Origin of the sequence: Paenibacillus sp. CCS19 (assembly GCF_033239625.1) — a bacterium.
Taxonomy (GTDB): domain Bacteria; phylum Bacillota; class Bacilli; order Paenibacillales; family Paenibacillaceae; genus Paenibacillus_T.
On the sequence record NZ_BTCK01000005.1, the window covers coordinates 1 to 14,819 of the forward strand.

Annotated in this window: 10 protein-coding genes; 5 read left to right on the forward strand and 5 right to left on the reverse strand. The window is 54.8% G+C overall.

The features are described 5' to 3' along the window. Positions 1-483 precede the first annotated feature (483 nt). Entirely contained in the window at positions 484-1,845 is a 1,362-nt protein-coding gene (locus SBI19_RS05790) for a hypothetical protein (protein WP_317965884.1), read from the reverse strand. A 147-nt stretch (positions 1,846-1,992) separates the two neighbouring features. On the opposite strand from SBI19_RS05790, the gene SBI19_RS05795 reads away from it, so the two are divergent. After that, complete coding sequence (locus SBI19_RS05795; protein WP_317965886.1) at positions 1,993-3,366, forward strand: sodium-dependent transporter; 1,374 nt, start codon at positions 1,993-1,995, stop codon at positions 3,364-3,366. Between the two features lie 188 nt (positions 3,367-3,554). Next, the gene (locus tag SBI19_RS05800) at positions 3,555-5,204 is read left to right on the forward strand and encodes a hypothetical protein (protein WP_317965888.1); all 1,650 of its coding nucleotides are present in this window, start codon (positions 3,555-3,557) and stop codon (positions 5,202-5,204) included. Between the two features lie 70 nt (positions 5,205-5,274). Here the strand turns inward: SBI19_RS05800 and SBI19_RS05805 are convergent, their stop codons facing one another. Genes SBI19_RS05805 through SBI19_RS05815 form a run of 3 tightly spaced genes read right to left on the reverse strand, consistent with a single transcriptional unit; the run spans position 5,275 to position 9,539 of the window. Further along, complete coding sequence (locus SBI19_RS05805; RefSeq protein WP_317965890.1) at positions 5,275-7,272, reverse strand: ABC transporter ATP-binding protein; 1,998 nt, start codon at positions 7,270-7,272, stop codon at positions 5,275-5,277. Further along, on the reverse strand, positions 7,269-9,002 hold the full coding sequence (locus tag SBI19_RS05810; RefSeq protein ID WP_317965892.1) for an ABC transporter ATP-binding protein: 1,734 nt from the start codon (positions 9,000-9,002) through the stop codon (positions 7,269-7,271). The genes SBI19_RS05805 and SBI19_RS05810 overlap by 4 nt, the downstream gene beginning before the upstream one ends. Before the next feature lie 51 nt (positions 9,003-9,053). After that, positions 9,054-9,539 carry a MarR family winged helix-turn-helix transcriptional regulator gene (locus tag SBI19_RS05815; protein WP_317965894.1) on the reverse strand — a complete coding sequence of 162 codons (486 nt, stop codon included), beginning with the start codon at positions 9,537-9,539 and terminating at the stop codon, positions 9,054-9,056. Positions 9,540-9,760: 221 nt separating this feature from the next. On the opposite strand from SBI19_RS05815, the gene SBI19_RS05820 reads away from it, so the two are divergent. The 3 genes from SBI19_RS05820 (at position 9,761) to SBI19_RS05830 (ending at position 13,103) form a co-directional block, all read left to right on the forward strand. Then, complete coding sequence (locus tag SBI19_RS05820) at positions 9,761-11,422, forward strand: glutamine--tRNA ligase/YqeY domain fusion protein (protein WP_317965896.1); 1,662 nt, start codon at positions 9,761-9,763, stop codon at positions 11,420-11,422. A 264-nt stretch (positions 11,423-11,686) separates the two neighbouring features. After that, the gene (locus tag SBI19_RS05825; RefSeq protein ID WP_317965898.1) at positions 11,687-12,487 is read left to right on the forward strand and encodes a YveK family protein; all 801 of its coding nucleotides are present in this window, start codon (positions 11,687-11,689) and stop codon (positions 12,485-12,487) included. Beyond that, positions 12,468-13,103 (forward strand): CpsD/CapB family tyrosine-protein kinase, encoded by a 636-nt coding sequence (locus SBI19_RS05830; protein WP_317965900.1) that lies wholly within the window; start codon positions 12,468-12,470, stop codon positions 13,101-13,103. Before SBI19_RS05825 ends, SBI19_RS05830 begins: the two co-directional genes overlap by 20 nt. A 68-nt stretch (positions 13,104-13,171) precedes the next feature. On the opposite strand, the gene rocD is transcribed toward SBI19_RS05830, so the two are convergent. Further along, positions 13,172-14,374: an ornithine--oxo-acid transaminase gene (gene rocD / locus SBI19_RS05835; protein ID WP_317965902.1), complete on the reverse strand. Its 1,203-nt coding sequence runs from the start codon at positions 14,372-14,374 to the stop codon at positions 13,172-13,174. Positions 14,375-14,819: the final 445 nt, after the last annotated feature.

Below are 14,819 nucleotides of genomic sequence, written 5' to 3' on the forward strand. Positions count from 1 at the left end.
GGTGTGCGAGCCATAAGGTGCAGAAATGCACCATATGAGGGCGGTCGGCGCCGGTGTGCGAGCAATAAGGTGCAGAAATGCACCATATGGAGCGATCGACGCCGGTGTGCGGGCCATAAGGTGCAGAAATGCACCATATGGAACGGTCGACTACGGTGCGCGAGCAGCGCCCGCGTCCGACAAACGGCCTCATAGGTGCATAACTGCACCTACCGCAGCGCCCGCGTCCGACATACGGCCTCATAGGTGCATAACTGCACCTACCGCAGCGCCCGCGTCCGAAAAACGGCCTCATAGGTGCATAACTGCACCTACCGCAGCGTCCGCTTCCGACAAACGGCCTCATAGGTGTATAACTGCACCTACCGCAGCGCCCGCGTCCGACAAACGGCCTCATAGGTGCATAACTGCACCTACCGCAGCGCCCGTGTCCGACAAGCGTCCCCCGTAGGTGCAGATACGCACCCTGCCTCGCGCGCAAGCTTACCGCAGCGTCGCGGTTCCGCCGTCGGTGAGACGCTGGACGGCCGCGTCCAGCATGGACAGCTCGGTTAACGCGCCGATGGCGTCCTGCCGCTGCTCTGTCGCGCGGAGGAACGATAGAATCGCCTCGCGCCTTCTACCGTTCAAGAGAAGGGCGGTACCTTGCAGCAGCTCATAGTCTGCACGGTCTCTAGCAGACAGCGACGAGCTCTGCCCGAACCATTGGTACGCCCGACGCACGCATCCGGACTGCAGCAGCGAGTCGATCAGCAGGCGCCTGGCTGAAGCTGCTGTACGGTCAGCCTGCATCGACATAAGCTGCTGATCCCTCTCAATGTGCTTTTCCTCCGTCCTCTCGCCAACGCGTCCACCTGCACCGTCCTCAGTCTGCCTACCGTCGAATGCTGATGCTTCACCGCCCGGTACAGCTTCTTCCGACTCTTCTAGCAGCTTCTCCAGCCTCACAGCCGCTTCCCGATAATCATCATTCAGCCGAAGCAGCATAACAGCGACGAGTGCATCTTCGCCCAATGAGAGTCTTCGGCGCAGTTCCTCTGCGTTGGCGCGCTCTGCTGAAGTTGAAGCGGTCGCTTCATACGCCTGAACGGCTGCCTCAAGCTTGCCCTGTGAGGCGAGCAGGGAGGAGCGAAAACGATAGATGGCGATGAGCGCACTTTCTTCGCCTTGCAGCACGGCGTGCTCGAATGCATGGAGCAGTTCGCGTTCAGCCTGCACTGCATCGCCGAGCAAATATAGATAGACCGAGCGGTAGAACATGAGCGTGGAATTCGTACCCGTTGCTGACAGTCGTTCACGGTATGCGGCTTCGCGACGTTGTCGCTGCAACCGGCACAGCGGCAGCGGATCCGTGCCATCCGCCGCCCACAGGCCGGCCTGGGAGGCGAACCAATCCGATGTCTCATCAGCGCCATCCCACACGAACACATTGTCGCGGCGGAAGGACAGATCCAAATAATAGGGCTCGGACAGTGTCATCACGAAGGAGGCTTCACCAGCCAAACGCCCCCGCCAGCTCGCTTCCAACTGATCCTCTCCGGCTGAGCCAACCGTCCATGCGCCAAGCAATCGAGGACGCAAAGGTAGTACCGTTACCGCCCAGCACGGATGAAGCACGAGCGCCGTTGTTTGGCTCCAGTCGATGTGCTGCAGCTCGTCGGTTGATAGGGCTGTTACTTGGGACGGGGCGCCTGCAAGCGAGCGCTGCGGGTTGTTCGTAACCCAGCGGATCGGGTGTTTGGCAGCAATCGAAGACAGATGTGCGGCGAATGGAGTGCTGCTCCAAGGCGCATCGGGGAAAACGACCACGCAAGGTCGTTCCGATGTTGTCGTTATTGGTTTCACGGCTGGCGCCTCCCTGACCTAGATAGATGCATTGTATGGGCGAATGCCAGGGATGGTGCGAACTGCGTCATCCGAATTGAAATGGGTATTGCTGACAACAATACAGCTATCGAGAACAGATGAGCAGGAAGAGCGAGGTGAAACAGCATGAGTAAGGAGCAGCGTCAAATTAGTAAATCGGACAAAGATATCGAATCAAGCGGAACGAAAGAACGGTTCACGCGATCGGGGTTTATTTTGGCGGCAATCGGCAGTTCGGTCGGGCTCGGCAACATGTGGAAGTTTCCGTACATAACGGGTCTATACGGCGGGGCAGCATTCTTCCTGCTGTTTACGATCTGTCTGCTGCTAATCGGTCTGCCGGTTCTTATTGCGGAGATGACGATCGGACGCGGTGGACGTGGAAGTCCAGCAACTTCACTCATTCGACTCAGCGGTCAGCGGATATGGGGTAGCTTTGGTGTGCTGTCGATTGCAGGCGCCTTCTTCATCATGTCCTTCTATGCGGTTGTTGCCGGTTGGACGCTGCATTACGCGGTTATTTCATTCGGCGGCGCCATTCGGGAGGGGGTTGATGTAGAGGCGACCTTCAACCATTTCATAGGCGGTTTTCTCCCGGTCCTATGGCAGTTTGTCGTTATGCTTGTGACCGGATGGATCGTCATTCGAGGCGCTTCAGGTATCGAAAAATTCAATAAGGTGCTCATTCCGGCGCTCGTTCTTATCCTGCTCTTCCTAATGGTGCGGGTGCTGATGCTGCCTGGGGCAGGGGCGGGCGTCGAGTTTTTCCTGCGGCCAGACTTCAGCAAGCTCTCCAATGAATCGGTGCTTGTTGCACTCGGTCACGCCTTCTTCTCGCTGTCGCTCGGGATGGGCACGATGATGACATACGGCGCGTACGTCGATCGTGAGCAATCGCTTGGCGCAGCGACGCTTGCGGTTGGCGGCGGCGATTTGTTATATGCGCTGTTGGCGGGGCTGATTATTTTTCCCACGACATTCGCGTATGGCATCGAGCCTGGACAAGGCCCGGGGCTTGCATTCGTGGCGCTGCCCGCTGCATTCTCGGCCATGCCGCTGGGTTGGCTGTTCGGGGGACTGTTCTTCATCCTCCTGGCCATCGCTGCGCTCACGTCTTGTGTTTCGCTGCTCGAGGTTCCGATCGCTTTTGCGATTGACCGTTGGGGCTGGGGGAGGAACAAAGCGACGGTCATTACGTCAGCGCTCTGTTTTCTCGTAGGCGTTCCTTCTGCAATCTCGGTAGGCGGCGCTGTGAACGGGCTTCATTGGGGGCCTCGTTCCTTCTTCGATTGGACCGATTTTATCGCGTCCAACATCATTCTCCCGCTAGGCGGGCTAGTAGTGACGATCTTTGTCGGCTATGTGTGGAAAAATGTTGCCCAGCAAGCCGGCCTGACGGCAGGCTGGTTCATGCTATGGCTGTTCATCCTCCGCTTCGTAGCGCCGATTTTGATCCTGCTGGTGTTCCTCCATTCGTCAGGGCTGCTATCGTTCGGATAACAAGGTGAAGACTGCCTGCACAGAATGGTTTAATGCGCACCCATGCAAGCTGACACCGACTGAAATCGGATCAGCTTGTTTTAAATTTAGGCAAGTTTTAAGATAGGGCATCCTTCGCCTTATGGCTGGTCGCATGGAAGCGATGGTATAATTAGTCATATTCGAACGGGCGAAGGGGCTGAGTGCGGATGGGCAGAGAACGGGACAACGATAACGGGAGCAGAAGCCGAATACCGGAGGCGGGGAGGCAGCAAACTTCGACTGGGAACGGCACCGGATCGGCTGCGCCATCTCCTGGCGCGGCGCCCGTCAGCAATCGTGCGATGGTGCAATATTTACAGTCGGTGTCTTCCCCCAATGCAAGCGGGGACGTCGGCGCGGAAGGATTGACTGCTGAGCAGGAGCTCACCGGAGGCTCCTATCACACGTCGACCGTTACGCCATACGGCCCCCCTTCCCATGCGAAGGGCTATTTGGGGGAGGTAGAGGCAACCCACATTCTAGGGCGCAAATACGGGATGGAAAACGTCATTCTCGCACCTAAAGGCGCGGTCAATCAGGGTGGAATCGATATGGTCGTGTACGATGCGGCTCGCGACAAAGTGTTGTTCGTCGACAATAAAGCGATGAAATCGGCTTATATTCATAATGCAACGGCGCTTACGGACAATTTGGCTCAAAATACAGTGAAAGCACGCGCGCAGATCGACGCCTTGACCTCCATCGATCCTGTGCTGAAGGACAAGGTGCTGTCGGCAATCGACCAGAAACGAATCGAGTTGACGGTGACGACGTCATACGGCAACGGGGCCATACTTGGCCCGAAGCTCAAGAATGCGGGAGCCGTGCTTGAGAAGCTGGCGCTCGACCCGCTTCCGGCGTCGGCGGCATCGAGCGCAGTAGTCTCATCGGCTGCTTCTGCAGGGACGGAAAGCTCGCCTGCTCCTATAACTGCTTCGGAAACACAACAGCAGCGCATGGGTGGTCCCGATTCCGAGGCGCCGGATCGCACTGCGAGCAGACGGCGGACGACCAATGCAACAACAGCCGCTCCTGAGGTATCAACGGAGGAGCCAGGAAACATGCGGAGAAAAGCATCCGCAGCAGCAGGGGAATCAGCACTCTACGACCGGCCATTCGGTAATACGAGCACGATCATCCAAGGGGCGGCGTTGGACCTGGCGTTAGGCGTTGCGCAGAACCTTTTTAACGACTGGTACAAAGGGTATATGAAGAGGCAGCTGGCGAATATGAAGATGCCTACGCTGGATCGGCGGCTGGCTTCCGGATACTTGACCGATCCGAAAACGTCGGAGTCGATGAACGTGCTTCAGCTGTTTCGCAAAGAGCTTCCGGCGTTCGGTAAGCAGCTTCAGGAGCAGCATCTGGACATCGTCTCAAGCCAGTACATGGAGACGATTCGTGCGCTGGGATCGTACTCGAAGTCGGAGGATCGGGTGTTTTCGCTCGAGGAGGCTGCGGCCCGGCTTGATGACCATGAGACAAAGCTGCGCACCGTTCGAAATAATCTAGAAGCTGCGCTGGAGTACGAGGAATCCGCGCTTGCTGCCGCTCGAGGTGCAGAGGAGCTTGTGCCATACATTAATGCTTCGCAAGGACATATGGTCACGTATCAGCTGTACACCCCTGACGATGTGCTTAAAATGATGTCCAATCTGCGCCTCTATGCCAGGACGATTCGAGAGGGCTTCGCCAATGTCCATGCGCTGCTTGCGATCATCGAGCCGCTGCTGGAGGAGTCGTACAACGTTAGTCATCAGGTGAATCAGCTCTATTGGAAAGAGGCGCTTGGCAGCGCCAAAGCGAAGTCTCGTTAAAATGAAACAGCCCGCTTCCCTTATCAAGGGATAGCGGGCTGTTTCACTTATGCATGTCGAATGCGAGCGGTTAGATCGCTTCCGGCTGCTTCTTGCTGCCTGAGAACTGGCTCTCGTACAGGTCGGCGTAGAAGCCGCGCTGCGCAAGCAGCTCCTCGTGCGAGCCTTGTTCGATGACGGCGCCTTGGTTCATCACGAGGATGCGGTCCGCATCGCGAATCGTCGAGAGACGGTGCGCGATGACGAAGCTTGTGCGGCCCTCCATCAGCGCGTTCATCGCCTGCTGGATGTGAACCTCGGTCCGTGTATCGACGCTGCTCGTCGCTTCGTCGAGAATGAGAATTTGCGGATCTGCAAGCACGGCGCGAGCGATGGTGAGCAGCTGCTTTTGACCCTGCGACAGGTTGGACGCTTCTTCGTTCAGAATGGTGTCGTAGCCGTCTGGCAGCGTACGGATGAAGTGATCCGCATAGGCAGCCCTTGCCGCGAGCACGACATCTTCTTCCGTTGCTCCGATACGACCGTACGCGATATTGTCGCGGATCGTACCGTTGAACAGCCAAGTGTCCTGGAGCACCATGCCGAACTTGCTGCGCAGCTCTCCGCGAGGCATGTCGACGATGTTCTTCCCGTCAATCGTGATCTGCCCGTCGTTCAGCTCGTAGAAGCGCATGAGCAGGTTGATCAGCGTTGTTTTGCCGGCGCCTGTCGGTCCGACAATAGCGATCGTCTGTCCTTGCTTCACGTCGATGCTTAGGTCGGTCATGAGCGGCTCATCTTCCTTGTAGCCGAACTTCACATGCTGGAAATTCACTTCTCCTGCAGCGGCTTTGTTCAACGCAACAGCTTTACTTGGAGAAGTTGCAGCTGCATCCGGCACTTCCTCTTCCTCATCCAGCAGCTCGAATACGCGCTCCGCGGAAGCGATCGTCGATTGAATGATGTTCGCGATTTGCGCGGTCTGCGTAATCGGCATCGTGAATTGGCGCGAGTAGGAGATGAACGCCTGCACGTCGCCGACTGTAATGCGCTGATGAAGAACGAAGAGACCGCCGGCGACGCTGACGAGTACGTAACCGATGTTGCCGATGAAGCCCATGAGCGGCATGATGTTGCCCGAGATAAACTGCGCGCGCCAGCCGGACTGGTACAACCGCTCATTCACTTCGTTGAACTTGCCTACCGCCGTCTCTTCACGTCCGAACGCCTTGACGATCGTATGGCCCGTGAACATTTCTTCAACGTGGCCGTTCAGCTCGCCAAGCGCTTTCTGCTGGCCGATGAAGTGCGCCTGCGACTTCGATGCGATCATTTTAATAACAACGAAACTGAGCGGCAGTGTAATGACCGTAATGAGCGTGAGCAGCGGACTGATCGTCAGCATCATGACGACAACGCCGATGAGCGTGACGATAGCGGTGATGAACTGCGTTAAGCTCTGTTGGAGCGTGCCGCTGATGTTGTCGACGTCATTGACCGCGCGGCTGAGAATCTCGCCATGCGTCCGTCCATCGAAAAATTTAAGCGGCAGCTTCGCCAGCTTCTTATTCACATCTTCGCGTATCCCGAAGACGGTACGTTGCGCGACGCCGGCCATTACGTATTGCTGGATATAGCTGAAGACCGCACTGATGACGTACAACACCGCCAGTGTAATGAGAATGCGCCCAATCGCGTCATAGTCGATGGTGGCATTCGGATCGCCGTTGATACGGCCCATCAAACCTTCGAACAGCTTGGTTGTTGCTTTACCCATAATTTTCGGTCCCAGAATGGAGAAGACCGTACTGAGTACTGCGGTGATAAGCACAATCAACAGGGAAGCACGGTGCGGGCGAAGATAGCCGACAAGCCGGCGAAGCGTGCCTTTGAAGTTCTTCGCCTTCTGGCCCTTCATCATCATGCCGCCAGGGCCGCCGCGTGGACCGAAGCCCATGGCGCCTGGTCCCATGCCGCCTCCTGGCGGTTTATTGCCGCCTCCTGGTCCACCGGCACCTTGTGGCCCGCCGCCACCGCCGCGTTCAGCTGATTGAGCAGGCATCGATCGGAATTGTCCTATGTTTCTCATGCGATCTCCTCCTCGGACAGCTGCGACATGACGATTTCACGGTAAACCTCATTGTTGTCCAGCAGCTCGCGGTGCGTGCCCATTCCTGCGATTTGACCGTCGTCGAGTACGATAATGCGATCGGCATCCATTACGGTGCTGACGCGCTGCGCGACGATAATGACGGTTGCTTCCGTCGTTTCGGGACGAAGCGCCGCACGCAGCTTGGCATCGGTCTTGAAGTCGAGCGCAGAGAAGCTGTCGTCGAACAAATAAATCTGCGGCTTGCGCACGAGCGCGCGTGCGATCGACAGCCGCTGCTTCTGGCCGCCCGATACGTTCGTGCCTCCTTGCGAGATGATCGATTGATAGCCCTCGGACATCTTCTCGATGAAATCCGATGCCTGCGCGACTGCAGCAGCATGCTTGACTTCCTCATCCGTTGCTTCTTCACGGCCGAAACGAATATTGTCCGTTACCGTGCCGGTGAACAGCATGGCTTTCTGCGGCACGAGTCCAATCGTTTCGCGCAGCGCCTGCTGGGTCATCTCTCGAACGTCGATTCCGTCGATCATAACGACGCCTTCGCTGGCATCATAGAAGCGAGGGATGAGGTTCAGCATCGTGGACTTGCCGGATCCGGTGCCGCCGATAATAGCCGTTATTTCGCCAGGAGAAGCTTTGAACGAAATGTTCGTCAGCGCCGTCATCTCCGCGCCAGGGTAACGGAACGATACATCGCGGAATTCTACGGTGCCTTTCAATTGACCTTTACTATCGGTCGCTGGTTTCGCTGGGTCTTCAATGTTCGGCTGCATGTCGAGCACCTCTTGGATGCGGGCAGCGGAAGCGGATGCACGAGGAACCATAACGAACATCATGGAAGCAAACATAAGCGCGAACATGATCTGCCATGCGTATTGGATAAACGCCATCAGGTCGCCGACTTCCATGCCGCCGTGGTCGATGCGAATGCCGCCGAACCAGATGATCGCGATGCTCGCGCAGTTGATGATCAGCATCATAACCGGCATCATCGCGGCCATCATGCGGTTGACTCGCATGGCCGTATCCGTCAATTCGCCGTTAGCCGTCGTGTAACGATCCTGCTCGTGTTTCGTGCGATTGAAGGCGCGAATAACGCGAATGCCCGTCAGATGCTCGCGAAGGACGAGATTGAGACGGTCCAGTCGTTTCTGCTGCAGGCCGAATAGAGGAATTGTCCGCTTCGAGATGAATAAGATTACTAGCGCAATGACGGGCACGATCGCAATAATGACGAACGACAGCTTCACGTCGCGCGACAACGCCATAATGATGCCGCCGAAGCACATGAGCGGTGCCATGACGAGCACGCGCATCATCATCGTCAGAACCATTTGAACCTGTGTAATATCGTTTGTTGTGCGCGTAATGAGCGAGGCTGTGCCGATTCGGTCAAACTCGTTCAACGAGAACTTCTCGACATGCGCGAACAATCGGCTGCGCAGGTCGCGCCCGAAGCCGCCAGCCGCTTTAGCAGATAAGTAGCTGGCGCCGACGGAGCAGGCTGTGCCGACGAGCGCGACGAGCAGCATGAAACCACCGATTCGCCAAATATAAGCGGTGTCTGCATACATAACGCCTTTGTCCACGATATCGGCCAGCAAAGTCGGCAAATATAAGTCGGACAACGTCTGCAGGAAGACGAAGACAAGCACACACGTAACGGCAATCCGGTACGGTTTCAAATGTCGCAAAAGCTTGATCATGTGGAGAAACGTCACCTCTTTCTATAAGTAGGCGGATTATTATTGATATTATTATTGATTCGGATCTAAGGGAGAGGGAGAGCATGTGACGGTATTGGCGTCCGCATAGAAACGGAATATTTCCTGCAACGTTTCGACCAGCTCGCGGCTTCGCGCCTCGCCAAGATGGGCAACGACGCTGCCGATCGTATTCAACATGACGGTATGGTTGCGATTCATTACGGCTTCGCCTTGTTCGGTCAACCGAATGCGAACGGCTCGCCGGTCAGCAGGGTCGCGATGCCGCTCGAGCAGTCCGCGCGCTTCCAGCACATTGACCATCTGGGTAACGGTCGGCATCGTTACGTTCAGCGAGCGTGCCAGGTCCGAAGCCTTCGGTCCTGCGGGCTCTTGCCTGGTGGCTCTGAAAATGTGAAAAAGGGTCATCACTTCTGCCTTCGTATGGCCGTCGCTTGCTTTCAGCCCCGTCCAGTTCAACTGCCGCAGCTGGCGAAAAGCAAGCATCAGTTCACGTGACAGCTGCTGATTGTCCTCCAATTGCATATCGCCTCCTTCAATCTTTTATATTATTTGATTAGCTAACCTAATTATATGCGTCTGCATGAACACTCGTCAACGTATAATGTGCTCATTAATTGAAGCGGCCAGGTCATCGCTATTATGAATTTGTTCTTTCAATGAAACTCAGAAACTTATAATATGATAGGAAATTGTGTATTATAAGAGGATAGGAATTTCCGCAGGAAGGGTTGGGCGCTATGGATAATAAAACAGTATCCTCGAACTTCATTCGTAACATCGTCGTGGAAGATTTGAGCAAAGGCGCGGTAAGCGAGATTGTTACTCGATTCCCGCCAGAGCCGAACGGCTATCTCCATATTGGCCATGCCAAGTCGATTTGCTTGAATTTCGAGCTGGCTGACGAATTCAAAGGACGTACGAATTTGCGGTTCGACGACACGAATCCGCTTAAAGAAGATACAGAGTATGTAGAGTCGATCAAGCAGGACGTGCAGTGGCTCGGCTTCGAATGGGACGAGCTTCGGTTCGCTTCCGATTATTTCGAGGAGCTGTACGATCGGGCGGTTCTGTTGATTAAGAAAGGGAAGGCCTACGTGTGCGATCTGACCGCGGAGCAAATGCGCGAGACGCGCGGTTCCCTGACGGAGCCGGGACAAGACAGTCCTTACCGCAGCCGCAGCGTAGAGGAGAGCCTTGATCTGTTCGCACGGATGCGTGCAGGCGAGTTCAAGGACGGCGAGCGCGTGCTGCGTGCGAAGATCGACATGGCTTCGCCGAATATCAGCCTTCGCGATCCGGTGCTATACCGGATTTCGCATACGCATCATCACCGGACGGGCGACGCATGGTGCATCTATCCGATGTACGACTACGCGCATCCGCTCAGCGATGCGATCGAGAGCGTCACGCACTCCATCTGTACGCTTGAATTCGAGGACCATCGTCCGCTGTACGACTGGGTCGTTGCAGAGTGCGAGATGAAAGCGACGCCTCATCAATACGAGTTCGCCCGCCTCAACATTACGAATACGATTATGAGCAAAAGATACCTGAAATCGCTCGTCGATAACGGCGTTGTCGACGGCTGGGACGATCCGCGCATGCCGACGATCAGCGGCCTGCGCCGCCGCGGCTTTACGCCGGAATCGCTGCGCGCGTTCTGCCGCGAGATCGGTGTCGCTCGTGCGAACAGCCTCGTCGACGAACGGATGCTGGAGCATTTTATCCGCGAGGATCTGAAGCTGAAGACGCTTCGTTCGATGGCTGTTGTACGTCCGCTGAAGGTCGTCATTACGAACTATCCGGAGGGGCAAGTCGAGCAGCTCGAAGCGGAGAACAACTCCGAGAACGAAGAGATGGGCTCGCGCATGATTCCGTTCTCCCGTGAAATCTATATCGAGCAAGACGATTTCATGGAAGTGCCGCCGCCGAAGTACCATCGTCTGTATCCGGGCAACGAAGTGCGTCTGAAGCATGCCTACTTCATTAAGTGCGAAGAAGTTATCAAGAACGAAGCTGGCGAAGTGATCGAGCTTCGCTGCACGTACGACCCTGAGACGAAGAGCGGTTCGGGCTTTACGGGCCGCAAGGTGAAGGGGACGATCCATTGGGTCGAAGCGACGCAGGCGAAGGCGGCTGAGTTCCGCCACTTCGAGCCGCTGCTCATCGACGACGAGGCGAATGCGGACAAGCCGTTCCTCGAACGGATCAATCCAGAATCGCTGGAAGTGCTGCAAGGCTATGTGGAGCAAGGCGTGGCAGAGTCGCAGGGCGGGGACAAGTTCCAATTCTTCCGCCACGGTTACTATAATGTCGACACGAAGCTGTCCGGTAGGGACAAGCTCGTATTCAACCGGATCGTATCGCTGAAGAGCTCGTTCGATCCGAGCAAAGGTTAACCCCAATAACGAAGCACGATTGAAGCGGCAGGACGCCGTCTCGATCGTGCTTTATTTTTTGCGAAATGTTAATTAACTGTTAGATAAATATTAGTTTGTTAGCGATTGGGGTCATTGACGCTGGAAAAATAGGAATGATAGAATAGGGAAAAATAACTATTTATTTCGTTGAATTGTGTAAGTTTTCGCGTGTTTGTGGCTAAATATGTAAGTGCAACATGTAAAACATCGTTATATTCTTCCATTGGAATGAGGGAATTTGTGTTGCAGGAGGAGCTTGAGCTACTCGATATTATAGTCATGCTGCGCCGCAGATGGTGGTTGATCGTGATCATTGTCATGCTCGGGTGCGCTGCCGCACTCGGTATAGGACGCACGCGGACCCCGATCTATGAAGCTTCTTCTAAGCTAATAATGACTAGCAAGATTGATAAGAGCGCTAAGGGCGATGAGGATTCCGCTGCTTCATCTTCAGTAGATCCCAAGGTTATTCAAGCGAATTTATTGATGCTCCAAACGTACAAGGATATCGTTCGTACGCCCAACGTCATGAAGAAAGTAGCAGCTGAGCATCCGGAACTGGGGCTTTCAGCGGGCGCAATAGCTGGTAAGCTAACGGTTTCCGCCAGCGCTACTTCACAGCTGCTGACGATATCGGCACGAGATGATAACTACAGCAGAGCGGTTCTTATCGTGAATGCGGTCTCGACGGCATTCATCGAGGAGACGGTACGATTATACGGCTCTGGTGATTTAGAAGTTTTGTATCCAGCAGAGGATCTGCCAGGTGCATGGCCTCAGCCGGTTAATATGGGATTGAAGATGCTGCTTATGGTGGCATTCGTTCTATCGGCCATGGTTAGTGCGGGTTTGTGTTTTGTACTGCAGTATTTTGATAGATGGATTCGAACGGAATGTGATGTGACGCGGACGCTTGGATTCGAGACGTTAATAGAGGTGCCATTATTTATTGAGAGCGGGAAACGCGGGCTCGGCCGCCGCTATACATCTTATGCGAAGCTCAGAGGAGCGAAGGAGAGCCATCATGTCCCGATCGAAAAATAAGCTTGTCATGCTCAGCGGGATGAGCAGCGAAGCGATGGAACGGTATCGCTCGCTGCGTGCACAGCTCGATCGGGCGAGCGGCGGTGATGCAAGAATCGTCGCTGTGGCTTCTCCGAAGGCTGGTGGAGGCGCAGCGGAGATGGCGGCCAATTTGGCGGCGGCTTATGCGCAGAGCGACCGACGGACGCTGCTTGTCGATGGCGATTTTAATGCTCCGCTCATTCATCAGTTTTTTGGTCTGTCGAATTGGACCGGATTAAGCTCCATCATAGATGCTTCCAGTGAGGCCGGCGAGGTCGATGTCGTACACCGAGACGTTATTGCTAATCTGGATGTACTGACGGCAGGACCGAGGCTGCCTTACTCGAAAGACTTCGTCGGTGCTTTCCCGTTACAGCTGCTGTTCGATAGCTGGAGGCAGCAATATGATCAGATCTGTCTTGCAGTACCGTCGTTGATGTCCTCAGCTGACGCACAGCTTATGACGGCGGCGTGTGATGGCGTGCTGCTCGTCATTCGAAGCGGACAGGTGGATGATAAAGAGGCTGTCCGTGTGAAAAGACTGCTTGCGCTGCTGGAGGTTCCGACGCTTGGCGTTGCGCTTGCGCATGGATAATCGACCGATGTAGATGACAAACGCCCTTGCCGCGATGTGCGGTAAGGGCGTTTTTGTTGATTGCAGGACTAACCAAGCGCCTGCTGCAGCCGGCTGATTGCCCAGTCCAATTCATCTTCTGTAATGGTTAAAGGCGGGGCCAGTCGAATCGTATATTCGTGGGTTTCTTTGCACAGCAGTCCAAGCGCCATCAGCTTCTCGCACAGGGGACGGGCGGGTGTCGTAAGCTCGATGCCGATAAACAGTCCGCGTCCACGAACCTCTCGAATGATCGGGTTTGTCATGCGCTCGATAGCCGCGAGCAGCCGCTTCCCAAGCGCCTCGGATCGTTCTGCCAGCCGCTCCTCTTCCATGACAGCAATGGCTTCGACCGCCACCGCGCTAGCCAGTGCATTGCCTCCGAAGGTGGAGCCGTGCGACCCTGGTTCGAATACGTCGAGGATAGCGCGATCGGCCGCAATGGCGGAGATCGGCAGGATACCGCCGCCTAGCGCCTTGCCCACGATATAAACGTCAGGGATGATGTTCTCATGATCACAGGCGAATCGGCGGCCGGTTCGGCCGAAACCGGTCTGAATTTCATCCGCAATGAAGAGAATTTGTTGAGCTTGGCATATGGAGGCCGCAGTTGCTAGGTAGCCGTCTGGCGGGAGAATGATGCCGGCCTCGCCTTGGATGGGCTCAACGAGAAAAGCGGCTGTGTACGGAGTGATGGCTTGTTCAAGCGCGTCAATGTCGCCGTAAGGAATAACGCGGAAACCAGGTGTGAACGGGCCGAAATTTTGCGTATAGGCATGGTCGGAGGAGCAGGAAATAGCGGTTATTGTCCTGCCGTGAAAATTGTTGGCGCACACGATGATTTCGGCAAGGTTCTCGGGTATGCCTTTCTTCTGATAGCCCCATCTTCTTGCGGTTTTGATCGCTGTCTCAACAGCTTCCGCTCCGCTGTTCATTGGGAGTATCGCTTCCTTGCCTGTATACCTGGTGAGGGCAGAGCATAGCCGAATATAGGGTTCGTTATAGAAGGCGCGAGAAGTGAGGGTAACATGCATCGCTTGATCGAGAAGGGCACGTATGAGCCTTGGATGGCGGTGGCCGGCGTTTAAGGCGGAATAGGCACTGAGCATGTCCATATAGCGCTCGCCATTGGCATCGGTTACCCACACGCCGGAGGCATCTACAATTACGATTGGGAGCGGATTATAATTGTGGGCTTCCAGCGGATATACAGATGCAACTAGACGGGAGTTGGCCAGTTGTGAATCCTCCACAAGACACACATCCTTTCGAAGTCAGCAGGCGCGAAGTTCAAACTATTAAATTGTATGCGAAGTGTAGCAACGGCTATGCCTCGTGGGACGAGAGGTGTGTTGGTTTACATTATTGGTGGTGTCTGGAGTAACAAAATGTATTATATAATTTCCAGTTAAAATGATACAAATTGTATTGTTGTTACGAAAAGTAATAGAAATCATAGGGTGAAACAGCGCTGTGTAATACTAAATACCTAGATACATTATGTATCTTTAGCGAATAATTAATTGACCTTGCACTTTTTTGGATGGTAGAATTATAACAATTAATTTCCGACATCTGGTGCTAACAGCTTAGAAGAGTACAAGTACATAGAAGAAATCTTAATTAGAGTATATGATTCTATTATTTTTTTTAGCTTGAATATTAAGGAATTGTGTACTCGCAAGTAGGTTGTACCAT